Origin of the sequence: Pseudarthrobacter sp. NPDC092424 (genome assembly GCF_044754925.1) — a bacterium.
Taxonomy (GTDB): domain Bacteria; phylum Actinomycetota; class Actinomycetes; order Actinomycetales; family Micrococcaceae; genus Arthrobacter.
Genome location: NZ_JBIVQC010000010.1, coordinates 1 through 23,011, shown reverse-complemented (window position 1 = coordinate 23,011; position 23,011 = coordinate 1). Strand labels below are relative to the sequence as shown.

Here is a 23,011-nt window from a genome sequence, read left to right as displayed (position 1 = left end):
CCATGGATCGGCCGCCTGTAACTTCTGCACAAGTAGGGCTTCTGTGTTTAATTCGGTATCGGCCGTGGCGCTGGAAAGCGCGCTGGACGGGCTGGCGTTACGCCAGCGCACCATTGCGAACAACATCGCCAACGTCAACACACCGAACTTCAAGGCCAAGCGTGTTGCGTTCGAGGCAGCCTTGGCAGGTTCCGTCAAAGCCGGTGACGGTCACGTCCAGGCCAGCGTTGAGGGTTCCCTGGAACCCACCCGGCTGGACGGGAACAACGTCAACCTGGAGACAGAAACGCTCTCCAACATCGACACCGTCCTGCGCTACCAGTTCGCCGCCCAGGCCGCCGAAGGAACCTTTTCCGCACTGCGCTCAGCGATGAGGACCAACTGATGACCTTCGACGCCATCGGCATCGCCGGCACCGGCATGACCGTTCACCGCAAATGGCTCGACGCCGTCTCGGACAACCTCGCCAACATCAACAACGCTTCTTCCACCGACGGAGCAGCCTTCCAGGCCAGGTACGTCCTTGCCCAGGCCGGGAAGGGCAATGCCGGTGTCTATGTCACCGGCGCCGAATGGGGCGACGCCGAGGGCCGCATGGTGCACCAGCCGGACCACCCGCTCGCCGATAAGGACGGCTACGTTCGTTACCCGGACATCGACATGGCCGAACAGATGGGCTCGCTCATCATGGCCCAGCGCGGTTACCAGGCGAACGCGGCAGTAGTTGACCGGGCCAAAGAGACCTACCAGGCCGCACTCCAGATCGGAAAATCCTGATGCCCATCAGCCCTACTGGCGCCGTCGAGCCTGTCGCGCCCACCGGTTATCTCACGCCTGCCGCCCCGGTCGGTTCCGGAGGGGACGAAGGGTTCGCTTCCTCGCTGACGGGCGCCATCGACAACCTTCAGCAACTGCAGTCCACGTCCAAAGACCTCGCCATCAAGGCCGTGACCGGAGACCTTGACGACATCCACTCCGCCACCCTCGCTTCCACCCGTGCGCAGGTGACGCTGGAGCTTGTCGCCGCCGTGCGGAACAAGGGCGTTGACGCCTTCAACGAGATCATGAGGATGCAGGCCTGATGCCACCAAAGATTAACGGCCTGCTCCAGCGGGCAGGCGGCGTAGTCCAAGGCTTCAGCGTGGCCCAGCGGACCCTTGTGATTCTTGGCGTCGCCCTCCTTGCCCTTGGCGGATTTGCCCTGGCCGCGATGCTGACCAAGCCTTCATACACGCCGCTTTTTTCCGGCCTTCAGGCATCCGATGCCAGCACCATCGTCGAGCAGCTGAGGGCCGACGGCGTCCCGTACGAACTCAGCGCAGGCGGCAGCACCATCCTGGTCCCCGAGGAAAAAGTGTACGACCAGCGCCTCAAGGCCGCCTCCGCCGGCCTGCCCTCCGCGGCAGCCACCGGCTATGCGTTGCTTGACGACATGGGCGTCACGTCCTCCGAGTTCCAGCAGTCCGTCACCTACAAGCGCGCCCTCGAGGGCGAACTGGCCGCCACTGTGACTGCCCTGGACGGCGTGAAGAAGGCATCCGTGCGGCTCGCCATCCCGGAAGAGACTGTTTTCGTCTCCAAAAAGGCCGACCCCACCGCGTCCGTCTTCGTGGAAACCCGCAACGGAGTCACGCTGAGTACGGACCAGATCGAGGCGATCGTGCACCTCACCTCTGCCTCGATCGAGGGCATGAAGCCTGAGAGCGTGGCCGTGATCGATTCGAAGGGCACCGTCCTTTCGGCCGTGGGTGCCGGGGCCACAGGCTCAGCGGATAAGCAGGCGGCCAATTACGAGGAAAATGTCCGGAATTCGGTGCAGTCCATGCTGGACCGCGTGGTGGGCCCCGGCAATGCCACCGTCGCCGTGGCCGCTGACATCAGCCGCGAATCCGCTGAACGGGTTGAAGAGGCCTTCACCTCGCCGCAGGAAGACCTGGCCCTGAACGAGTCCACCAGGACCGAAACCTACGAGGGCACCGGCGGCCCCGCGGCCGGGGTCCTGGGCCCGGACAACATTGCCGTCCCTGGCGGTAACGGTGACGGCGGGACATTCAACTCAGAAGAGAGCACCCGCAACAACGCCGTCAACAAGGTCACCGAATCACGGAAAATCCCCGCCGGTACCTTGAACCGCCAAACCGTCTCCGTGGCGGTCAATGACGCCGCGGCCGCCGGAATCGATGTCGGCCGCATCACCGACCTGGTCCGGGCGGCCGCCGGCATCAACGCGGACCGCGGCGACGAGGTCACGGTGCAGGTCGTTCCCTTCAATACCGCGGGGGCAGATGCCGCAGCGGAGGCATTGGCAGCAGCCGACGCAGCAGCCGACGCAGAAAGGATTGCCGGACTCATCCGCACCGCCATCATCGTGGCCGGCGTCCTCCTCTTCATGCTCCTGGCCGCCATCCTCTATGCCCGGCGCTCCCGGCACCAGCTCAGGGAACCGGTGGACCTGGGCGAACGCTACGACGCCCAGCCGGAACTCGTGACAGTCCCCGCCCCAATTGCCCTCGATCCGCCCACTGCGGCCATCGATATCCAGGCACTGCCGGTGCCCCCGGCCGAAACAGCCGACATTGAACTCAAACGCGCCCAGATCGACGCTCTGGCCGGCAGCGACCCGGAACGGACCGCGGAATACCTTCGCAGCCTGATCGATGACAGGCAACCGGTATGAGTACTGCCCAAAAAGAGCTGACCGGGATCCAAAAGGTCGCGGTCGTGCTGATGCAGATGAACCAGGACAAAGCCGTGCTGGTCATGCAGCAGTTCTCTGAGAGCGAGGCGCAGGAGATCGCCGCGGAGATCGTCAAGCTGCGGCGGGTCGACGCCGGCATCGCCGAAAGCGTCATCACCGAATTCCATGAACTGACCGTCAGCGGCCGCCGGCACGCCCACGGAGGCAAGGGATTCGCCGTCGGCCTCCTGGAAGCCTCCTTCGGTGCGGAGCGCGCCGCCGGCGTGATGGACCGATTGACGTCCTCAATGGCGGGCAAGTCGTTCGAGTTCCTGGACAACGCGGAGCCGGGCCAGGTCATTGCAATGCTCGATGGCGAGCTGCCGCAGACCATCGCGCTGGTCCTCGCCCACCTCCCGCCCCACGCCGCGTCCGCCGTCATGTCCGGGCTGGCGGACGGTGTCCGGACTGAAGTGGCGCATTGCATCGCCACCATGGGCACCGCCACTCCGGAAGCCGTGGCGGCGGTAGCTGAGACACTCAAGGCACGCGCCCGGGCCGTCGTCGCACCGGAACACGTCGACGCCGTGGGCGGCATCCAGCCGCTGGTGGAAATCATCAACCGCGCCGACGTCCTCACCGAAAGGTCTGTCCTGGACGGCCTGCAGGACCTTGATCCGGAGCTTGCCGAGGAGATCCGTTCCCGCATGCTGACCTTCGCCGACATCGTCAAACTGGAGCGCCGCGACATCCAGCGCATCCTGCGGGGCGTCAATGTCTCCGTGCTGGCGCTGGCCATGAAGGGCGCCAGCCCGGCCGTCCTCGAGGCCATCCACACGAACGTATCCGAACGCAACCTGGAAATCCTGGAATCCGAGATCAGTTCCATGGGCCCGGTCCGGGCATCCCAGGTCGAGGAAGCCCGCTCCGAGATCGTCCGGTCCATCCGCGAGCTCGAAGCCGAAGGTTCCATCACCGTGCGCAGGGGCGACGAAGATGCCTTTGTCTACTGAGGACGGATTCACCCAGATGGCCTTTCCGCAGCTGCGCCGGCCGGAGCCGGAAAGCCGCGACGACGGGTATGTCCACGGGCACGCCGCCGGCTACGCCGCCGGACTCCGTGCCGCCGAAACCGAGCGCCTGCGCCGGCTGGAGGAACTGGAAGCCGACTTCGCTGTCCGACGCGACCAGCAGCAGCGGGAGGCCCGGCAGCTGGCCGGGCTCCTGCAGTCCGCGGCCGCGGCGCTTGATGCACGTATCCTTCCCACGGTCTCGGCTGCGGAGGAAACCCTGGTGGCTGCCGCTGTCGAACTCGCCGAAGCCGTCCTGGGCTATGAGCTGGCCGACCGCTCCAAGGCGGCCCGGGCAGCGCTGGACCGTGCACTCTCCGGCAGCAAGGGGCTTGATCCGGTCAGCATCCGGATGAACCCGCAGGACCTCGCGGTCCTGGAGCGTGCGGCGGCCACCGGCGTGGACCTGGGCAACGAACCGGGCCGGACCGCCGTCGTACTCATCCCCGACCCCGCACTCAGCCCCGGCGATGCCATAGCGGAACTTCCCCACGGTTTCCTGGACGCCAAGATCGGCACCGCCCTGGCCCGGGCCAAGACTTCGCTGGCGGTGGGTGCGCCGTGACAGCCCTTGACTGGCGGCCCCGGGGCGCCAGCTTTACTGCTGCGCTCGGCGCGGCCCGGCCCCAACGGGTTGGCATCGTTTCCTCGGTCCTCGGGCTCGGGCTCGAAGCAGCCGGCCTTGACGCCGCAATCGGTGACCTGGTGACCGTGGGTGACGGCGAAGGCGTCGACGCCGAAGTGGTCGCCGTATCGGCAGCTGGCCTGCGGTGCATGCCGCTCGGGAACATCTCCGGCATCAGCGCCGGGGATCCTGTCCGGACCAAGGGCGTGGCGCTGCTGGTACCCACCGGCCGGGGGCTGTTGGGCCGGGTGATCGACGGCCTCGGCCGGCCTATTGACGGCAAGGGCCCGCTGCGCGCCGACGCGCTTGTTCCGCTGGACCACCCCACGCCATCCGCGATGCACCGCGCCCGGATCAGCACCCCGCTGCAGACCGGCGTCCGGGTCCTCGACACGCTCACCACCCTGGGCCGGGGCCAGCGGCTTGGCCTCTTCGCCGGCTCCGGCGTTGGCAAGTCCTCGCTGCTGTCCATGATTGCCCGCGGCACGGACGCCGAGGTGTCGGTGATCGCCCTGGTGGGGGAGCGCGGCCGTGAGGTGCGCGAATTCCTCGAGGACGATCTCGGAGCCGAAGGCCTGGCCCGGTCCATCGTCGTGGTCTCCACCTCCGACGAACCCGCCCAGATGCGCCTGCGGGCAGCCTTCACAGCCACCCGCATCGCCGAGGCGTTCCGGGAAGGGGGCTCCGACGTCGTCCTGATGATGGACTCCCTGACCCGCGTGGCGATGGCCCAGCGTGAGATCGGCCTGTCCGTCGGCGAGCCGCCGGCCACCCGCGGGTACCCGCCGTCGACCTTTTCGGTGCTGGCAAAACTGCTGGAACGCGCCGGAACAGACCGGGAGGGCTCCATCACCGGCGTCTACACGGTGCTGGTGGACGGCGATGACCACAACGAACCGATCGCGGACGCGGCCCGCTCCATCCTGGACGGGCACGTGGTCCTGGACCGCCGCCTGGCAGTAGCAGGGCACTTCCCGTCCGTGGACGCGCTGGCTTCAATCTCGCGGCTGGCGGCCAAGGTCAACCCGCGTGACTATTCGGCCGCTGCGGCGAAACTGCGGAAGGTCATGGCGGCGCGGACCGCGGCGCAGGACCTGATCGACGTCGGCGCCTACGCCCGCGGCAGCAACCCGCTGGTTGACGCTGCCCTGGACCATGAGGAAGCCATCGCGGCGTTCCTCCAGCAACCCATGAACGAAAGCACCCCGGCAGACCAAGCCTGGGCGCAGCTGATCAACCTCACCACCACCCTCGGAGATTCCTGATGGCACGATCCTTCCCCCTTGCGGGCCTGATGCGGCTGCGCCGGCTCCAGGAAGATGCAGCCGCCGGCACGCTGGCGGCAGCGAACCAGGCTGCCGGGCTGCACGCGGACCGGCAGCGGGCCGCCCGCCACGAACTGGACTCGACCAGCAGCGAAGCCAGTGGCACGCCTGCCCTGCTGGCTGTTGCGGCGGCCCGGGCCTCGGCCCGCAGCATGCTCGCCACCCTGGACGCGCTCGCCGTCGAACACCAGGCTGCCGCCGCCGAAGCCCAGGAAAATTACCTGCAGGCGCGTCTGGAAGCGGCCGGCATTGAAAAGCTGGAGGCCCGGCACCAGGCTGCCGCCCGCGGCGAAGCGTTGCGCGCTGAACAAATAGGCCTGGATGAGCTCGCGCTCCGCGGGCGGAAGATCGGCGGGCAGCACTGATGCCAATGGTCGAAGCCCTGGGACGAATGCAGGAAATCCGTACGGCGCTGACGCGGATGTCGGAGCTGACTCCTCCGGTGCAGCAGCTTCCGGCCAGCGCCGGAACCGCCCCTGGCCGACCCGCCGACCCCGCTAAGTTCGGGCAGGCGCTCGAAGCCCTGACCGCGTCCATGCCGGGCATTGTGGCACCGGGCGCGCCCGGCCTGGGCCCAGCGCCGGCGGCCCCGGCACCCGGAGCGGGCAAAATCGGCGAGACGGCCGCCAAATACGCCGGCCTGCCCTACATCTGGGGAGGCAACGACCCCGCCGTCGGCCTGGACTGCTCATCCTTCGTGCAGAACGTTTACCGCGACCTTGGTTACGAGCTGCCGCGTGTCACCTGGGACCAGATGAAGGAAGGCACCGCCGTTCCTTCCATGGCCCAGGCAAAGCCCGGCGACCTGCTCTTCAGCTTCAACGGCGGCCATGTTGCCCTTTACCTGGGGAACGGCAAAGCCATCGATGCCCCGCAGCCGGGGAAGACCATCCAGGTCCGCGACGCCTGGGAAAACGACGCCAATGTCACGGCCATCCGCCGCATCCTGCCGGCCGGTGACGCCGGAGCCCGGTCACCCCTCATGGCCGGTGCACTCCGATGATGACCATTGACCTGTCCCGCCCGGGGACACCAGGACCGATGCCCCGCAAGGACAAACCAGCGGGCACGGGGGACGCCGGTTTCGGCGTCCAAATGCAGAAGGCTCTAGCAGCAGGGCCTTCTGAGCACCAGGGGAGCGGGGACCGCTCCCCGGACACCGTACGGAACCGCGGGATGGAGGGCGCCGGACTTGAGCCCGGCGCATCCGCACCCTCCGTGCAGGCGTCCGAATCAGGTGAGGCCGTGCCGGCCGAGGCTGCTGCCACAACAGCGCAGGCCGGCACGGTCTCCAGTGCAGGCCCGGCAGCGGTTACGCACCTCCCGGATCCACCAGCTGCCGGGCTTTGGGCGGCCACAGCCCCGGAACCGTCGGCGCCCGGGCCTCCGGCGGGCTGCGCCGGCGCGCTTCACGCTCAGGAAGTGCCGAACGCCGTGGAGGCATCGGGCACGACGGCGGCCAGGCAACCAGCGGCGAACGGCGCCGGCGCCGCCGCCGGCACAGCGGCAGCAGCACTGTCGTTCGGCGTTGGAAGGGCGTCCGATGTCCCGGCTGGGTCTGTCGTTCCAGTCGGCCCGACGGGTCCCGCTTTTCCCGCCGGCACGAGGCGGGCCGCCGAAGCGCCGGCCGAGGCCGCAACGGCCCTGGACACAGTTCCGCCGGGGCTTTCGAACCCTCCTGTTACGCCACAAACTGCCGCCTCACCGGGCGGTGGGGCGGGTGCAGCCGGTCCTGCCGTGCCTGGAACCACTCCCAGCGGCGCACCTGCTTCCGGGCCTGTCCTGGGAGGCGCCGTGGCGGCAAACCCAACGGCCCCCGGAGGCGAGCTGCAGGCTCGCCCGGCCCAACCCGCCGTCGTACCCGATTCCGGGGCACCTGCGCAGGTACCCGGACCTGTACCCGGTCCGGCGCTCCCGCCGGCGCCCGCTCCGGCCCCTACGGCAGGCGCAGGGCCGGTGCAGGCGGCCCACCCGACGCTGGCGGGACAACTGGCCGGCCCGGTGTTTTCTTTGGCCGCGGGGAAGCCCGGTCAGTACACCATGACGCTGAGCGTCACGCCGGAGAACCTGGGCCCGGTGACCGTCCGGGCGCACATTGGCGCGGAACTCGTTCGGGTGGAACTGTTCGCCCCGAACGACGCCGGCCGCGAAGCCCTCAGGTCCATCTTGCAGGACCTGAAGCGGGACCTCGCCGCGGCAGGCCTGGGCACCACCCTGGACCTCTCGGCCCGGAGCGGCCCGGACGACGGCGGGCAGAGCGGGCCACGCGACCGGCCCGGCGAACGGGCGGGCAACAGTACGGGGCGATTCCAAGCCGTTACTGCCGCCGCCCGCCCAGACCAGGACCCCCATCCCCACCTCCGGTATGCCGGAACAAGCGGCCTCGACGTACTGGCCTGAAGTAAGGAGAACCAAGCATGCCAATCGAAGCTGTCACGGCCCCCCGGGACGCGGGCCTCTACACAGGGGCCCCGGCAAGGGCCCCCAAGCAGGCCATGGACGGAGAGGTCTTCATGCAGCTGCTGGTCACGCAGCTGCAGAACCAGGACCCCGGTTCACCCATGGACACCAACGAAATGATCGCGCAGACCACCCAGCTGGCAATGATGGAAAAGCTGAACGAGCTCTCAAACAACGCCAAAGAGAACTTCTCCCTGCAGATGCGCTCCGCAGCGGCGGCCCTGATCGGGCAACAAGTCAGCTACACCGGTGCCGACGGCCGGCCCGCCACCGGCGTGGCAACCTCCGTCTCCTACGCAGGCAAGGTACCCACGGTCACCGTTGACGGCCAGGCCGTCGCCCTCGACGCTGTGACCGGCATCGCCGCCGGCGCTTCCTAACTTCACGAATCCCCTTTCGAAAGGCACACCATGCTCCGCTCCCTGTATTCCGGCATTTCCGGACTCCGCTCGCACCAGACCATGCTCGACGTCACCGGTAACAACATCGCCAACGTGAACACCACCGGCTTCAAGGCCTCGGCCACACAGTTCCAGGACACCCTGTCCCAGATGACGCAGGGTGCAGGTTCCGGCAGCCCCACGGTGGGCGGAACCAATCCGGCGCAGGTGGGACTGGGCGTCCAGGTGGCGGGCATCTCCACCAACTTCTCCCAGGGTTCTGCCCAGTCCACCGGCCGCTCCACGGACATGATGATTTCCGGGGACGGCTTCTTCGTGACCCGCAAGGGCGGCGAGCAGTTCTACACCCGCGCCGGTGCCTTGGACCTCGACGCGCAGGGCCGCTTCGTCACCCCGGACGGCGCCCTGCTGCAGGGCTGGAAAGCCGTCAACGGCAAGGTTCCCACCGGCGGCGCCCTCGGCAATTTGACCGCTGACCCGCGGGAGACGGCGCCTGCCACGGCAACCACAGCGGCGGGTATGGGCGGAAACCTGCCTTCCGAAAGCGCCGTCGGCACACAGCTGGTGCGGGACATTGACGTTTTTGACGGTACGGGCAGGGTCCGCACCATGGCGCTCACCTTCAGCCGCACGGCCGGCGGCTGGGCAGTAACGGGAGACGACGGAGCGGGCGCCACCGGGGCAACGAACCTTGCGTTTGCCAACGGCAAGCAGACCGGCGGGGGAACCATGACGGTCGGCGGCATCACGGTGGACCTGACGGCCGTCACCGGCTACGCGGGCCTGAACACCCTGGTCAGCACCGGCCAGAACGGGCGCGCCGCCGGCACGCTGCAGTCCTTCACCCTGTCGCCGGACGGCACCATCGTAGGCTCGTTCAGCAACGGCGCCCGGGAAGCGGTCGGAAAGGTGGCGCTGGCCACCTTCACCAACCCGGGCGGGCTGGAAAAGGCCGGTGACTCCGGTTACCGCTCCACACCGAACTCCGGCGGCGCCGTCATCGGCAGCGCCGGGGACCCCGGCGTGGGGACCCTCGCCGGTGGATACCTGGAGATGTCCAACGTGGACCTGTCGCAGGAATTCACCAACCTCATCGTGGCCCAGCGCGGCTTCCAGGCGAACTCGCGCATCATCACCACCTCCGACGAGGTGCTCCAGGAACTGACCAACCTGAAGCGGTAACGCTTGGGGTTCGTGTCCACGTAGAAGCCTTAAGGCGGCCGCGCAAGGCCCCGAAGTGGACAAGACCCCGATGCTAACGGTTGGTCCTTGGCTGCCGAGAGTTTAGTGGGACAGCCCGCCGGGCTCGGAATGCAGGAGTGGGCCCCGTGATAGTTGTAACCCGTCTGAACGGTGCACAGTTTGCCGTCAACCCGGACCTGATCGAACGCATGTATGCCAGTCCGGACACCACGCTGGTGATGGTGGACGGGGCCAAGTACATCGTCACGGAGCCGCTGGACGCCGTCATCGACCTGATCGCCGGCTGGCGTGCGCGGGTCCTGGCGGCAGCCCGTGACCTTCCGGTGCGCGCCCCGGAGCCAGGGGCGCGGCCACTGAGCATCGTCCCGCCGGCCCCCGCGGCTGAGCAGCCACCCACACACTGAGAGTAGTTATGGATCCCGCAACAATAATCGGCCTGCTGCTGGCGTTCGGCTCGCTCTACGCCATGATCACGCTCGAAGGCTCCAGCGTGACCTCGATCCTGCTCCCTGCACCCATGATCATGGTCATCGGCGGTACCTTGGCGGTGGGCCTGGCGGGAACCACCATGCGTGAGGCGCTCCGGGCCTTCAACTCCCTGCCCAAGGCGTTCATGGGGCGCACCACCAAACCCCAGGACAGCATCGACCAGATTGTGGTCCTCGCGGAGAAAGCGCGCAGCGAGGGGTTGCTGGCACTCGAGGAGGAAGCCGGCAAGCAGGAGGACCCGTTCCTGCGCGGCGCCCTGCAGAACGTTGCGGACGGCACGGATGGCGAAGACCTGCGCATCATGCTCGAGGACGAAATCGCCACCAAGGCGAAGTCTGACCACGCCTGCTCCAAGTTCTTCATGGGCATGGGCGGCTACGCGCCAACCATCGGCATCATTGGGACCGTGGTATCCCTGACGCACGTCCTGGAGAACCTCTCCAACCCGGACGAACTGGGCCACATGATCGCAGCCGCCTTCGTGGCTACGCTTTGGGGCCTGCTGTCGGCCAACTTCATCTGGCTTCCGCTCGGCAGCCGTCTGGCCAAGGTCAACGAGCTGGAACTGGCCCGGATGCAGCTGCTGATGGAGGGGGTCCTGGCGATCCAGGCCGGCAGCCAGCCGCTTCTGCTGCAGGAACGGCTGCGGGCCATGGTTCCGGCCCACGCCCTGCCCAAGGAAGGAACCGGTAAGAAGTCCTTGGCAAAGGACGGCGCGCCGCCACTTGAGGATGCCGCCTGATGTCCCGCCGGCGTGGACGGCAGGCCTACGTCCCACCGGAAGAGCATCCTGACGAACGCTGGATGGCCTCCTATACGGACATGGTCACCGTCCTGATGTGCCTGTTCATCGTGCTGTTCGCCATGTCCTCGGTGGACGCCCAAAAATTCGAGAAGTTGAAGAATTCCCTGGCCAGCGGTTTCGGGGTGGTCAATGAGGGCAAGGTGGACACCGCAGAGGGCGTGGTGGTGACCCCCGAGAAAGTCAACGCCGAACTCGAGGGCATGACAGACCTCGAGCTGGCCATGGCCGAAACGGACGAACTGCTGGCCATCAAGGCCCGTATCAGCAAGGACCTTGCCCGGGAGGGCCTGTTGGATGCGGTCAGGTTTGCCATCGATGAGCGCGGACTGAGCATCCGCCTGGTCGGTGCCGAGGCGTTCTTCCGCCCGGATTCCGCGGAACTGACGGACCAGACCGTTCAGGTGCTGGATACCATCCGTCCTGTTGTGTCGCCGACCGGGCGCGAGGTGGCGGTCGAAGGTCACACGGCCAGGGTGGACGCGCCGAATCCCCGCTATTGGGAACTGTCCTCCGAACGCGCCACCAACGTGGTGCGAAACCTGATCGGGCCGGGTGGTGTGAGGCCGGAACGCATCCGCGCCGTGGGGTTCGGCTCCGCGCGTCCGCTAACGCCCGGCAAAACGGCGGACGAACTGAGGCTCAACCGGCGCACCGACGTCGTGGTCCTTTCGGATGAAAGCGAAACGGTCCGTGCGCTGATTCCCGGAATCCTCAAATCGCGCGCCACCTGACCGCCTTACGCCAAGACTGCCGCGGCCGATAGTAGCAGCCGTGAGTCCAGAGGAAATGCAGCACATGAACCCGCGGGGAAGGGCGCCGCGGACGGTGGAAGTCTATGACTTCCGGCGTCCCACCACCCTTGCCCGCGAGCACAGCCGGATCCTGGAACTGGCCTTTGAGACTTTTGCCCGCCAGTGGGGCACCCAGCTGACCGCCAAGGTCCGGGTGAAGTCCCAGGTGACCTTCGGCAACGTCCTGATGCAGACCTACGACGCCTATGCTGCATCGCTGCCGTCCACCACGGCCATGGTCCTTTGCCGGCTCGAGGGCCTGGACTCCAAAGCCGTTATCCAATTCCCCACCGCCGCAGGCCTGGCCTGGGTGGGCCGAATGCTGGGCGGCAACGGGAGCCGGACGGCGCCGGAACGCAAATTCACGCAGATCGAGCATTCGCTGGTGCGGCGCCTCATGGAGGACGCCCTCGAGGACCTCCGCTACTCTCTGGGCACCCTGATGGAACCGGCCATCAGCCTCGAAAGCATCCAGCACAACTCCCAGTTCGCCCAGGCGGCCGCCACCACGGACCTGATGATTGTGGCCGCCTTCAGCATCCGGGTGGGCGAAGACGCAGCAGATGCAACCATTGCCATGCCCGCCGAGGTGCTGCTGTCAGGCCTCGGCGCCGCAAACCCCACCGTTTCGGCGGAAAACTCGAAGGAAATGCTGCTGGAGCAGCTGGGCTACGTGCCTGTGGATGTTTCGCTGAGCCTGACCCCGGCCAGCGTCCGCCCCAGCACAGTCCTGAACCTGGCAGTGGGGGACTTGGTGCCCTTGCCTCATCCCACCCACCGGCCGCTGGACATCACCGTGGAAGGACGGGCGCTGGCGCAGGCTGCGCCAGGAGCAAACGGTGCACGGCTGGCCGCAGTTATCGTCAATACCCAGGAGACCCGCCGATGAGCGCAAACCGCACCCTGCAAACCTCAGCCGCAGCCGCCCTGGTTGAGCTGCTGCCCACCCCTGTTCCGCTCACGGCCGTGCCTGTCACGGCCGCCCTTCCCCCCGGCGCCGCCGGCTCCGCAGTCAGCGCCAACTTCGTCGGCTCTGTATCCGCGGACATCGCCATTGCGCTGGTGGACGCCGACTCCGTCCTGCCCGCGGGAGGAGGGGCAGGTCTGGTCACCGCCGCCAGCGTGCTCCGCCCGGCGCTGGAGAACGCCAGCGCCGCGCTGGGTACGGGGGTCCTGGGAGACTGCCGGAACGAGGACGCCACGGCACTGTTCACGGATCCCGGGACGGTGGTGTTCGAACTTCGGGACATGCAAAACACGGCCGGGTGGTTCGGCATCCGTGTCCGGGAAAATGGAGTGCTCGGCGGCTCCGCGGTCCCGGCGGCAGACCCGCAACAGCACGGCAGCATGGCCGGAAAGCTCGGCAGGATCAACAACGTGGAGATGGCGCTGACTGTCGAAATCGGGCGGACCCGGATGTCGGTCCGTGACGTCCTGAACCTGGAGCCGGGCGGCGTTGTTGAGCTGGACCGTTCCGCCGGCGCTCCTGCGGATGTCCTGCTCAACGGCCGGGTCATCGCACACGGCGAAGTAGTGGTGGTTGACCAGGACTACGCCGTGCGGATCACCCGTATCCTCGACATCGCCGACGGCGTCCACTGATGGACGAGCTGATTCTCTGGCTGAGGGTGATCCTCTCGCTGGGAGCCGTGCTGGCGCTGCTGTGGCTCATCCAGCGGCGCTTCGGCAGGAACGCCGGGGCCGCCGTCGGAAGTACCCGCCCCCTTCAGCTCATTGCCCGGCAGGGAATCGGCCAGAAGGCCTCGGTGGTCATCGTTGAGGCGGACGGGCAGCGGCTGCTGCTGGGCGTCACCGAACAGTCCGTGACGGTCATTGGCAGCACCGAGGCCCGCACGGCCAAACCCGAGGCCGGGCAGGCAGCCCCGGTTGTTTCTTTCGGCGCCGCGCTGGCGGCGGAGACGGGTGGAAGCACGACGGCGATCAGCCGGAAGCGCCGTGAACGTCGCCGCGCGCGCGAATCACGCACCGGGCTGGAGGGTTCCATCCTTTCGCTCAAGACCTGGCAGGACAGCGCCGCGGCGCTGAGAAACGGCGCAGATGCGCCGAAAAACGGCACGGACGCCGTCGACACACCTGGCACGGATGCCCTGACGAATGGTTCCAGGAACTAACTTGCCCGTTTCATCCCTGCGCCCCCGCACCGGGGTGCTGCACCTTCTTGCGGCCATTTTCGTGGCCGCGGCCCTGATTCTCTGGGCATCGGCGGCCGGCCATGCCGCGCCGCTGCCCCCGGTGGATCCCACCCCTCCGGCGGATCCAAACGCCCCGGAGGACACCAACGGCGGCTTCTCCGTGGAAATCAACGGACCCGATGGTGCACCGGCGGGCGCCATCGTCACGCTGCTCGGCATTACGCTTCTGGCGGTGGCGCCGTCGCTGCTGCTGATGATGTCCTCGTTCACCAAGATTTTCGTGGTCCTGGCCATGGCCCGCAACGCCCTGGGCCTGCCCTCCATCCCGCCCAACCAGGTGCTGGCCGGGCTCGCGCTTTTCCTGTCCCTGTTCATCATGGGACCGGTCCTGACCCTGATCAACGAGACTGCGCTCCAGCCTTACCTCAACGGTGAAATGACATTCGACACCGCCTATGAGACAGGCGTCAAACCGCTGCAGGCGTTCATGCTCGCCCATACCAGGGAAGAGGACATCGCGCTCATGACGCGGGCGGCGGAGATGGAAAACCCGGCCAGTCCGGAAGCGGTGCCGCTGCTGACACTGATCCCTTCCTTCATGGTCTCCGAGCTTCGGGCCGCATTCATCATCGGCTTCGTCATCTTTGTGCCGTTCCTGGTCATCGACCTCGTGGTCGCCTCCGCCCTGATGTCCATGGGCATGATGATGCTTCCGCCGGTAATGATCTCGCTGCCGTTCAAGATCCTGCTGTTCATCCTGGTGGACGGCTGGGGCCTGGTCATCAAAGCCCTGGTGGGCAGTTATGCGGGAACGGGATGAACACCAGCGCAGTCATGGACATCGGCCTGCAGGCCCTTTGGCTGGCCGCCAAGCTGTCCGCGCCCGTGCTGATCACGGCGCTCGCCGTGGGATTCGGCATCTCGCTGCTGCAGTCCATCACGCAGATCCAGGAAGTCACGCTGTCCTTCGTCCCCAAGGCAATCGCCGTTGCGGTGGTCCTGATGGTATCCGGGCACTGGATGATCGCCGAAGCCGTGACGTTCACCCAGATGCTGTTCGAGAAGATTCCCTCACTGCTGGGAAACGGTTAGCCGTGGAAATCCCGCTCAACCAGGCATGGCTGGAAGCCGTCATGCTCGCATCCGTGCGGATGGTGACCTTCCTGGCCATCGCCCCGCCGTTCTCCTACAACGCCTTTCCGTTGCGGATCAAGGCCATGCTGGGTATCGGACTGGCCCTGGCCGTCTCGCCGCAGGCGGCGCCCGGCTATGAACCGTTGGACACGGCCGGCTTCGTGGGTGCCCTGACCATGGAAATCCTTACCGGAGGCGTGCTGGGTTTCCTGGTCATGCTGGTGTTCTCAGCGCTGCAGTCCGCCGGGAACCTGATCGACCTGTTCGGTGGCTTCCAGCTCGCGCAGGCCTTCGACCCGCAGTCCATGGTCAACGGTGCCCAGTTCACCAGGCTGTTCCAGATGACAGCTTTGGCCCTGCTGTTCGTGAGCGACGGCTACCAGCTGATCCTGGGCGGGCTTGCCCGGAGCTTCACGGCGCTGCCGATCGCCGGCTCGGTGGACCTCTCCCGCGCCGGTGAACTCATGGTCACGGGCACCACGGGCATGTTCCTGGCGGCGGTGCAGATTGCCGGGCCGCTGCTGGTGGTACTGTTCCTGGCCGATGTGGGGCTTGGCCTGCTGACCCGCGTGGCGCCGGCGTTGAATGCGTTCGCCCTGGGCTTCCCACTGAAGATCCTGCTGACACTGATCTTTTCGGCCGTGATTTTCGTGGCGCTGCCCGGGGTTGTGGCCGCGATCAGCGGCGACGCCGTCAACACGCTGACGGGGGTGAGGTAGATGTCCCAGGACTCCGGTGAACGCACCGAGCAAGCCACCGAGAAACGGATGAAGGAGGTCCGTTCCAAGGGCCAGTTATCCAAGTCCCAGGACCTCACGGCGTGGCTGGGCATCGGTGCCGCCGCGCTGATGATGCCATCAACCCTGGACAGGGCAGCACAGGCGGCCAATGACCAGCTCTTCAACATCCCCGCGGCGGTCCGCAACCCGGATCCGGACGAGGCCCTGCGAATGCTGGCGGATGGGCTCGCGTCCATGGGGGCCAGCCTGTTGCCGATGCTCGGCGTGGTTCTCCTGGCCGTGTTCCTCGGCGCCGCCGGCCAGGGCGGCATCAATTTCCGCAAGTTCCGCGGCAAATTCGAACAGTTCAACCTGGCGGCGGGCATGAAACAGACCTTCGGGACCCAGGCGCTCTGGCAGGGCGTCAAAGCCTTGCTGAAAACGGCCGTCGTGGGGCTGGTGCTGTACCTGGTGATCCAAGGGCTGGTGCCGGTGCTCATGACAGCCGGCGGCCTGTCGGTGGCTTCTCTGCTGGCCTCGGCCGGCGGCGGCATCGGTGCGCTCATCCAGTACGCCGTCGCAGCGGGCATTGTCCTGGCCCTCGCGGACGTCTGGGTGGTCATGCGCCGGAACCGCAAGCGCACCAGGATGACCAAGAAGGAAGTCAAGGACGAGCACAAGAATTCCGACGGCGATCCGCTGGTCAAGTCCCAGCGCCGCTCCCGGCAGCTCTCGATGAGCCGGAACCGGATGATCGCCGCGGTGGGCGAATCCGACGTCGTACTGGTCAACCCCACGCACATCGCCGTCGCGCTTCGCTATGAGGCCGGAAAGTCGGCCCCGCGCGTCACCGCCAAGGGGGCCGGCCACATCGCACTGCGGATCCGTGAAGAGGCGGAGGCCAGGGGCGTGCCCCTGGTCCGCGACGTGCCCCTGGCACGCGCGCTGCATGCGTCCTGCGAGATAGGCCAGGAGATCCCGGTGGAACTGTACAGCGCGGTCGCAGCTGTTCTGGCGTTCACCATGCAGCTCAAGGCGCGCGGCTCCGCGGCAGGCACCCACACCATCAATTCCCATCAGGTCCCGGCACCCCAAACCCCTGCAACCGGAAGGCACGCACGATGAACCGCAACCTTGGCCGTTTGGCGGTGCCGGTCGGCGTCGTAGGCATCATCCTGCTCCTGGTGGTGCCTGTCCCCGCCCAGCTCCTGGACTTCCTGATCGTGGCAAACATCCTGTTTGCCTTGGTGGTCCTGCTGAACACGATGTTCGTCAAGAAGCCCATGGACTTCTCCGTGTTCCCGTCCCTGCTGCTGGTGGCCACGCTGTTCCGGCTGGGACTCAATGTCGCCTCCACCAGGCTGGTCCTGGGTGAGGCGCACGCCGGGCAGGTGATCGATGCTTTCGGCCAGGTGACCGTGGGCGGGAACATGATCATCGGCATCGTCGTGTTCCTGATCCTGGTGGTCATCCAGTTCGTGGTGGTCACAAAGGGAGCCGAGCGCGTGGCGGAAGTAGGGGCCAGGTTCACCCTGGATGCCATGCCCGGCAAACAGATGGCCATTGACGCCGATCTGAACGCCGGCCTGATCACGGATGACCAGGCGCGGGAACGCCGCTCGGAGGTTTCGGCGGAGGCGGATTTCTACGGTGCCATGGACGGAGCCTCCAAGTTCGTCAAGGGCGATGCGATCGTGGGCATCATCATCATCGTCGTCAACCTGCTGGGCGGGGTGGCCATCGGCATGGTCCAGCGCGGCATGGACATCATGGACGCGCTGGATACCTACAGCCTGCTGACCATTGGCGACGGGCTGGTCAGCCAGATTCCCGCGTTGTTAATGGCCGTAGCCACAGGCATGATCGTTACCCGTTCCAATGCGGAATCGGACATGGGCTCCACGGCCTCCTCGCAGCTGGCGCAGTCCCGCAATGCCCTCATGATCGCGGGCCTGGCGGCGATCGTCATGGCACTGATTCCGGGCATGCCCAAGCTGCCGTTCATCCTGGTGGGCGCATTCCTGCTCTTCGCCTCCCAGCGGGTCAAGGCCGCGGCAGACAGCAAGGCAGCGGCCGACCTCGCATCAGCCCCAGACAATCAGGCCGCCTCGAAGCCGGACCCCACCGCGGAGATCATGGAGCAGATGCGCGTGCACGCCCTGGAAATCCAGCTGGCACCGGACCTGGTGGACATCGTTTCCGGAGCCTCGGACGACCTCCTCGCACGGGTCCGTTCGCTGCGGCACAAGATCGCCATGGAACTGGGGATCGTCATCCCGCCGGTAAGGACCCGCGACAGCGTGGAGCTTCCGGCGTCTACCTACGTGATCCGGATTGCCGGCGTCGAGGCCGGGCGGGGCCAGGCGCCGTCGGGCCGGGTGCTGGCGCTGGGGGAGGAGCTGGAGGCCCTCCCGGGCACCACTACGGCGGAGCCGGTCTTCGGGTTGTCCGGCAAGTGGGTCCCGTCGGAAATGCGGCATGCGGCGGAGATGGCCGGGGCCACGGTCATCGACCGGGTGTCGGTGCTGGTGACCCACCTGTCCGCGATCATCACCGAGAACGCGCCGCGCCTGCTCAGCCGCGAGGACGTGCGGGTGCTCAACGAGGGCGTCAAGGAGCAGAGCCCCTCCGCCGTGGAGGAGCTCGTTCCGGGGCTGCTGAGCCTGGCAGAGGTGCAGCGGGTCCTGCAGGGGCTGCTGGCCGAGCAGGTGCCCATCAACGACCTGCCCCGGATCTACGAGGCACTGACCCTGCGGGCCAAGATCTCCACCGACCCCGAAGGGCTGATCGAGGCTGCCCGGCAGGGCCTGGGCCCGGTGGTTGCCGCCAAGCACATCAGCAACGGCTCCCTTGCCGTGCTGACCATCGAACCGCTCCTGGAACAGAGTCTCCTGGAGGGAATGCGGCCCTCGGAGCACGGCACGCAGATCATGATGTCCCCGGGCCGGCTGGAGGGGCTGCTGGCGGCTGTGCGTGAGGCCCTGGCGCGGGCGGACGCGGCCGGGCAGGCACCGGTGCTGGTGTGCGCCCCGGCGCTGCGGCCGGCGGTCCACCGGCTGGTGTCCGCCCAGCCCGGTGGACTGGTGGTGCTTTCCTACCAGGAAGCCACTGCTGCGAAGACCGGAATCGAGACTGTCGGGGTGGTCCGGATGGCCGAACCGATCACCGCGTGAGGCCCGTTTTCGGCGGACCGGCGGCGGAGGGTTACGCACCTGTGCGGATCCTGCGCAAAAACAAGGGATAACCTGCGGTTATGCAGGAATCAGCGGCAAAATCGGCTGATAGTTTTATTGCCGGTGCCGCGGGTCACACAGTTTGACACGCAGATTGGCCCGACAAATCTCTTGTCAAAATGGGGAAAAATGGATCGGAACGAACGCGACAGGCTGGTGCTCGACAACCTTCCGCTGGTGGGGTATCTCGTCTCGGATCTTTGCGCCAAAGCCACACATATCTCGCGTGAGGACGCGGCGTCAGTGGGCACCATCGCCCTCATAACGGCGGCCGATTCCTACGATCCTTCCCGCGGCGTGCCTTTTGGCGCCTACGCGCGCCGCCGGATTGTTGGCTCCTTCGCGGATGACATGCGGTCCAGTGACTGGGCGCCCAGGTCTGCCCGACGCCGGATCCGCGAGACCCTGGCAGTCCAGGAAACCCTGACCGCTGAGCTCGGCAGGGCGCCGTCGTCCGCTGAGATCGCTGCCGCGCTCGGAGTGGACCAGGCCACCGCGGAGGCCGCGCTCGCCGATTCAGCCCGCACGGTGTCCACCATCGACGGAACCATCGCGGAGTTCCTGGTGGCCGACGGCGGCGCCTCCCCGGAGACCGAAGTCCTCCTTGCGGAGCGGCAGGGTTTCCTGCGCACAGCGGTGCAGGCACTGCCGGAGAAGATGCGCTACATCGTGGAGCAGGTGTACTTCGGGGACCGCACGGTGAAGGAAGTGGCGGAGGAACTGGGCCTGACCCACTCTGCGGTGTCGCAGCAGCGCGCCGAGGCGATTCGGCTCCTGCAGGACGGCATGGCCACCCACTATGCCGACGAGCCCGCAGCCGACGGCGCGCGGCAGGCGCAGTCACGCCTGCCGGCCAGCCGGCGGGCTGCGTATCTGGAGTCCCTCCGCACCCAGGCGATCGGCGGGATTGCCTACGCCGGGCGCCGCATGCCCGCGCTCACGCCTTCCCTGTAAGCGCCGGGATGGAAGTCCAGCTCAGTGGCAGGTCCATGGAGGAACTGCGCGAACGCGTGCGCACCAGGTATGGGACGGAGGCGCGGATTGTCAGTGCCGAGGCGGTCACTGTTGGCGGCATCAAGGGGTACCTGGCCAGGCGCCACTACGAAGTAACGGTCCGGGTGCCCGCTCCAGGGCAGGAGCGCGGCGGACGGATGCGGCCGCGCGCCGGGATTGCTGCCTTGCTTGCGGAAGCGGACCAGGCTGAGTCCGGCGCGGGTCCTGGCGGCGCGGCAGGGAAGGCCTCGGCGCCGGCGGTTTCCACGGCATCCGGCGGGTTCGACGAGCTCGTCCGGGACCTCACGCGCTCCACCGGGAGCATCGCCCGGACTGACAACGGGGCCCGGACCGGCAACGAAGCCCGGACCGGCAACGAAGCCCGGGCCGCCGCCCCAACCGGTGTCCGGGGACGCAGGGCGCACCGGGTGCCGCGCCCTGCCAGGCACCCGGGAGACCTCACTGTTGTGGTGGGACTCCAAGCGGACGCGCTCAAGGTGTGCCGGGAGATGGCGCAGGATGCTGCGGTGGAATCCGGTAAGGGAACGGCCGGGCACGGTGCCCGGGGTGTGTACACGGGTGGCAGCCAGGGGGCCAAGGGCTATCTGCCGCTCGGCAACAGGGCCGCTGCCGTGGCGGCCCGGGCCGCGGGCGTGGAGGGCGGCTACCCGGTATTTATTGCCTGGGGGATTGGTTACACGCACGGGGAAGACAAGGGGTTCACCGGCTTGGCGTCGCTGGCGCCAGACCAGGTGTGGCTGGCAGTGGACGCGCGTATGAAAGAGGCAGATACGGCCTCGTGGGTGGCCGCTGTCAAAGCGGCTGTGCACGTTAATGGCCTTGCAGTGGAGCACAATGATGGCACGGCCACTCCGGAAACGGTGAACCTGCTGGAAGTACCGGTGGGCTGGGTGGACGGCAGGCCCTCGCACGCTCCGAAGCTATGACCGTCACTCTTTTATGGAGGGCAAAGACCGCAATTATGCGTTGGGATAGAGTGGCGCTGTGCTGGTACTAACACGCAAAGTCGATGAAAAAATCCTCATAGGTGATGACATTGTCATTACCGTCCTTGAGTCCCGGGGAGACGTGGTGCGCATCGGGATCGAAGCGCCCCGCGGTATCAGCATCCAGCGTGAGGAAGTGGTGCGGGCGATCAGCGAGGCGAACCTCGCGGCGGCGCATATGGATGATGACGCCGAAGAGCGGCTTAAAGCGGTCTTGGGACACCGGAAGAACGACTGAAGCAAAAGCAGCAGGCGGAAGATGCCTGCCGCACGAAAGGTGCAGCACCGTGTTTGGGGGAAACATGAATAGTGGAAGTGGCGAGGGCCTGGATGGGCAGATACCACTCGTGGATCCGGCGGTCCTGAAGGATCTTGCGGACAAACTGCAGAGCCCGGACATCGCGTCCCGCTTTGCCGCGGATTACGTGGATCTGTGGGAGGTGCGCCGGGCCCGGCTGGCGGCTGCGCTGGAACGCAATGACTTCCCTGGTGCCGTGGACGCCGTAATCAGCCTGAGGGTGGCGTCGGTCATGGTTGGTGCCGGGCGGCTGACCTGGCTGGCGCAGCAGGTCGAGGACGCCGTCAATAGCGCGGACTTTGCGGCCGGGCGGGAGCTCATGGCTGCGGTATGTGCTTGCGGCATACAGACCGTAGAGGAACTGGCGAAGCCGTACAACCCCGAATTGGCGTTGTGCAGCCGCCATTTGTAGGGTTCACCTATGACAACCGGGAAAAAAATCACCAAAGCCGTCATTCCTGCCGCCGGATTGGGGACCCGCTTCCTGCCCGCGACCAAGGCGATGCCGAAGGAAATGCTGCCGGTGGTGGACCGTCCGGCCATCCAGTACGTGGTTGAGGAAGCTGTTGACGCCGGCCTCACCGACCTGCTGATGATCACCGGCCGCAACAAGCGCTCCCTGGAGGACCACTTTGACCGTGAGCCGGGCCTGGAGCGGACCCTCGAACGCAAGGGCGACACGGACCGCCTGGCCGCTGTTGAGCACGCCTCTGAGCTTGGCCCCATCCACTACGTCCGCCAGGGCGAAGCCAAGGGCCTGGGCCACGCGGTGCTGTGCGCCAGCCAGCACGTGGGCAACGAGCCGTTCGCGGTGCTGCTGGGCGATGACCTCATTGACGAGGCCGAGGACCTGCTGACCACGATGATGGAAGTGCAGCAGAAGACCGGGGGATCGGTGATCGCCCTGATCGAGGTGGACCCGTCCCAGATCAGCGCCTACGGCTGCGCGGACATCACCGCAGTGGAGGGCGAGGACTATGTCCGCGTGAACAGCCTGGTGGAGAAGCCGGCCGTCGGGGAGGCCCCGTCCAACCTGGCAGTGATCGGCCGGTACGTGCTGCACCCGTCAGTGTTTGGCGTCCTGGAGAAGACGGAACCGGGCCGAGGCGGGGAGATCCAGCTGACGGACGCGCTGCAGACCCTGGCCGCTGCCGAGGGCGAGGGCTCCGGGGTGTATGGCGTGGTGTTCAAGGGCCGCCGTTTCGATACGGGCGACAAGCTCAGCTACCTGAAGGCCGTGATCACGCTGGCTTCGGAGCGCGTGGAGTTCGGTGAAGAGCTGAAGACCTGGATGAAGGGGTTCCTCAACCACTAAGGCGTACTGCTGAAACGCTCACAGGCCCGCTGCCGGAAGGTGGCGGGCCTGTGCTTTTTTGGCCAGTGCCCGTGCGGAGGCGCCGGCAAGGAGGGCCCCGATGACCGCACCAGACGTGTTTGTCAGCAGGTCTACGGGCGTTGCAAACCGGTTGTGAAGAAATATGAGCTGGCCCAGTTCCATGCAGCCGGAAATAGCGAATCCGAGAATTCCGAGATGGGCTCTTCGCAGTTGAGGGTGTAGTCGAGGGTCGGCGGCTGGTTCGTGGATAGACGTCGAGGTCTTCCAGGATGGAAGTTCTCACACTGCCCAT

At 66.9% G+C, this 23,011-nt stretch carries 29 protein-coding genes; 28 read left to right on the top strand and 1 reads right to left on the bottom strand.

Annotated features, from left to right (window positions below):
- Positions 1-43: 43 nt before the first annotated feature.
- From flgB to galU, 28 genes are all read left to right on the top strand, one after another.
- Positions 44-385 (top strand): flagellar basal body rod protein FlgB, encoded by a 342-nt coding sequence (gene flgB, locus ACIQCN_RS13415; RefSeq protein WP_400611330.1) that lies wholly within the window; start codon positions 44-46, stop codon positions 383-385.
- Positions 385-777, top strand: a complete 393-nt coding sequence (locus ACIQCN_RS13410; RefSeq protein WP_400611329.1) for a flagellar basal body rod protein FlgC — start codon at positions 385-387, stop codon at positions 775-777. The genes flgB and ACIQCN_RS13410 overlap by 1 nt, the downstream gene beginning before the upstream one ends.
- Entirely contained in the window at positions 777-1,082 is a 306-nt protein-coding gene (fliE, locus tag ACIQCN_RS13405) for a flagellar hook-basal body complex protein FliE (RefSeq protein ID WP_400611328.1), read from the top strand. Before ACIQCN_RS13410 ends, fliE begins: the two co-directional genes overlap by 1 nt.
- Positions 1,082-2,677 carry a flagellar basal-body MS-ring/collar protein FliF gene (gene fliF / locus ACIQCN_RS13400; RefSeq protein WP_400611327.1) on the top strand — a complete coding sequence of 532 codons (1,596 nt, stop codon included), beginning with the start codon at positions 1,082-1,084 and terminating at the stop codon, positions 2,675-2,677. The genes fliE and fliF overlap by 1 nt, the downstream gene beginning before the upstream one ends.
- Positions 2,674-3,690: a flagellar motor switch protein FliG gene (gene fliG / locus ACIQCN_RS13395; protein ID WP_400604744.1), complete on the top strand. Its 1,017-nt coding sequence runs from the start codon at positions 2,674-2,676 to the stop codon at positions 3,688-3,690. The genes fliF and fliG overlap by 4 nt, the downstream gene beginning before the upstream one ends.
- Positions 3,674-4,312 (top strand): FliH/SctL family protein, encoded by a 639-nt coding sequence (locus ACIQCN_RS13390; protein ID WP_400611326.1) that lies wholly within the window; start codon positions 3,674-3,676, stop codon positions 4,310-4,312. Before fliG ends, ACIQCN_RS13390 begins: the two co-directional genes overlap by 17 nt.
- On the top strand, positions 4,309-5,637 hold the full coding sequence (locus ACIQCN_RS13385; protein ID WP_400611325.1) for a FliI/YscN family ATPase: 1,329 nt from the start codon (positions 4,309-4,311) through the stop codon (positions 5,635-5,637). The genes ACIQCN_RS13390 and ACIQCN_RS13385 overlap by 4 nt, the downstream gene beginning before the upstream one ends.
- Positions 5,637-6,062 carry a flagellar FliJ family protein gene (locus ACIQCN_RS13380; protein WP_400604738.1) on the top strand — a complete coding sequence of 142 codons (426 nt, stop codon included), beginning with the start codon at positions 5,637-5,639 and terminating at the stop codon, positions 6,060-6,062. The genes ACIQCN_RS13385 and ACIQCN_RS13380 overlap by 1 nt, the downstream gene beginning before the upstream one ends.
- The gene (locus ACIQCN_RS13375) at positions 6,062-6,700 is read left to right on the top strand and encodes a C40 family peptidase (RefSeq protein ID WP_400604737.1); all 639 of its coding nucleotides are present in this window, start codon (positions 6,062-6,064) and stop codon (positions 6,698-6,700) included. The genes ACIQCN_RS13380 and ACIQCN_RS13375 overlap by 1 nt, the downstream gene beginning before the upstream one ends.
- A gap of 791 nt (positions 6,701-7,491) precedes the next feature.
- Complete coding sequence (locus tag ACIQCN_RS13370; protein WP_400611324.1) at positions 7,492-8,097, top strand: flagellar hook-length control protein FliK; 606 nt, start codon at positions 7,492-7,494, stop codon at positions 8,095-8,097.
- Positions 8,098-8,114: 17 nt separating this feature from the next.
- A complete protein-coding gene (locus ACIQCN_RS13365) occupies positions 8,115-8,537 on the top strand; it encodes a flagellar hook assembly protein FlgD (RefSeq protein ID WP_400611323.1) in 423 nt (140 codons plus the stop codon).
- Between the two features lie 30 nt (positions 8,538-8,567).
- Positions 8,568-9,740 (top strand): flagellar hook protein FlgE, encoded by a 1,173-nt coding sequence (locus tag ACIQCN_RS13360; protein ID WP_400604731.1) that lies wholly within the window; start codon positions 8,568-8,570, stop codon positions 9,738-9,740.
- Between the two features lie 146 nt (positions 9,741-9,886).
- Positions 9,887-10,165: a flagellar FlbD family protein gene (locus tag ACIQCN_RS13355; RefSeq protein WP_400611322.1), complete on the top strand. Its 279-nt coding sequence runs from the start codon at positions 9,887-9,889 to the stop codon at positions 10,163-10,165.
- An 8-nt stretch (positions 10,166-10,173) separates the two neighbouring features.
- Positions 10,174-10,992, top strand: coding sequence for a motility protein A (locus ACIQCN_RS13350; protein ID WP_400604728.1), 819 nt, complete (start codon positions 10,174-10,176; stop codon positions 10,990-10,992).
- The gene (locus ACIQCN_RS13345; protein ID WP_400604726.1) at positions 10,992-11,786 is read left to right on the top strand and encodes a flagellar motor protein MotB; all 795 of its coding nucleotides are present in this window, start codon (positions 10,992-10,994) and stop codon (positions 11,784-11,786) included. Before ACIQCN_RS13350 ends, ACIQCN_RS13345 begins: the two co-directional genes overlap by 1 nt.
- 40 nt (positions 11,787-11,826) lie before the next feature.
- Positions 11,827-12,735: a flagellar motor switch protein FliM gene (locus ACIQCN_RS13340; RefSeq protein WP_400611321.1), complete on the top strand. Its 909-nt coding sequence runs from the start codon at positions 11,827-11,829 to the stop codon at positions 12,733-12,735.
- Positions 12,732-13,448 carry a flagellar motor switch protein FliN gene (gene fliN, locus ACIQCN_RS13335; RefSeq protein ID WP_400611320.1) on the top strand — a complete coding sequence of 239 codons (717 nt, stop codon included), beginning with the start codon at positions 12,732-12,734 and terminating at the stop codon, positions 13,446-13,448. The genes ACIQCN_RS13340 and fliN overlap by 4 nt, the downstream gene beginning before the upstream one ends.
- Positions 13,448-13,978, top strand: a complete 531-nt coding sequence (locus ACIQCN_RS13330; protein WP_400604720.1) for a FliO/MopB family protein — start codon at positions 13,448-13,450, stop codon at positions 13,976-13,978. The genes fliN and ACIQCN_RS13330 overlap by 1 nt, the downstream gene beginning before the upstream one ends.
- Positions 13,962-14,819 (top strand): flagellar type III secretion system pore protein FliP, encoded by an 858-nt coding sequence (gene fliP, locus ACIQCN_RS13325; protein WP_400604718.1) that lies wholly within the window; start codon positions 13,962-13,964, stop codon positions 14,817-14,819. Before ACIQCN_RS13330 ends, fliP begins: the two co-directional genes overlap by 17 nt.
- Positions 14,816-15,091 (top strand): flagellar biosynthesis protein FliQ, encoded by a 276-nt coding sequence (fliQ, locus tag ACIQCN_RS13320; RefSeq protein WP_400604716.1) that lies wholly within the window; start codon positions 14,816-14,818, stop codon positions 15,089-15,091. The genes fliP and fliQ overlap by 4 nt, the downstream gene beginning before the upstream one ends.
- A gap of 2 nt (positions 15,092-15,093) precedes the next feature.
- On the top strand, positions 15,094-15,852 hold the full coding sequence (locus tag ACIQCN_RS13315; protein ID WP_400611319.1) for a flagellar biosynthetic protein FliR: 759 nt from the start codon (positions 15,094-15,096) through the stop codon (positions 15,850-15,852).
- Positions 15,853-16,977 carry a flagellar biosynthesis protein FlhB gene (locus tag ACIQCN_RS13310; RefSeq protein ID WP_400611318.1) on the top strand — a complete coding sequence of 375 codons (1,125 nt, stop codon included), beginning with the start codon at positions 15,853-15,855 and terminating at the stop codon, positions 16,975-16,977. It begins immediately after the preceding gene.
- Positions 16,974-19,025 carry a flagellar biosynthesis protein FlhA gene (locus ACIQCN_RS13305; RefSeq protein ID WP_400611317.1) on the top strand — a complete coding sequence of 684 codons (2,052 nt, stop codon included), beginning with the start codon at positions 16,974-16,976 and terminating at the stop codon, positions 19,023-19,025. Before ACIQCN_RS13310 ends, ACIQCN_RS13305 begins: the two co-directional genes overlap by 4 nt.
- Before the next feature lie 189 nt (positions 19,026-19,214).
- Positions 19,215-20,039 carry a sigma-70 family RNA polymerase sigma factor gene (locus ACIQCN_RS13300; protein WP_400611316.1) on the top strand — a complete coding sequence of 275 codons (825 nt, stop codon included), beginning with the start codon at positions 19,215-19,217 and terminating at the stop codon, positions 20,037-20,039.
- A gap of 8 nt (positions 20,040-20,047) precedes the next feature.
- The gene (locus tag ACIQCN_RS13295; protein WP_400611315.1) at positions 20,048-21,025 is read left to right on the top strand and encodes a hypothetical protein; all 978 of its coding nucleotides are present in this window, start codon (positions 20,048-20,050) and stop codon (positions 21,023-21,025) included.
- Positions 21,026-21,083: 58 nt separating this feature from the next.
- A complete protein-coding gene (csrA, locus tag ACIQCN_RS13290; protein ID WP_400604706.1) occupies positions 21,084-21,323 on the top strand; it encodes a carbon storage regulator CsrA in 240 nt (79 codons plus the stop codon).
- Positions 21,324-21,387: 64 nt separating this feature from the next.
- Positions 21,388-21,795 carry an Hpt domain-containing protein gene (locus tag ACIQCN_RS13285; RefSeq protein ID WP_400611314.1) on the top strand — a complete coding sequence of 136 codons (408 nt, stop codon included), beginning with the start codon at positions 21,388-21,390 and terminating at the stop codon, positions 21,793-21,795.
- A gap of 9 nt (positions 21,796-21,804) precedes the next feature.
- Complete coding sequence (gene galU, locus ACIQCN_RS13280; protein WP_400611313.1) at positions 21,805-22,698, top strand: UTP--glucose-1-phosphate uridylyltransferase GalU; 894 nt, start codon at positions 21,805-21,807, stop codon at positions 22,696-22,698.
- 18 nt (positions 22,699-22,716) lie between these two features.
- On the opposite strand, the gene ACIQCN_RS13275 is transcribed toward galU, so the two are convergent.
- On the bottom strand, positions 22,717-22,908 hold the full coding sequence (locus tag ACIQCN_RS13275; RefSeq protein ID WP_400611377.1) for a VanZ family protein: 192 nt from the start codon (positions 22,906-22,908) through the stop codon (positions 22,717-22,719).
- Positions 22,909-23,011 lie beyond the last annotated feature (103 nt).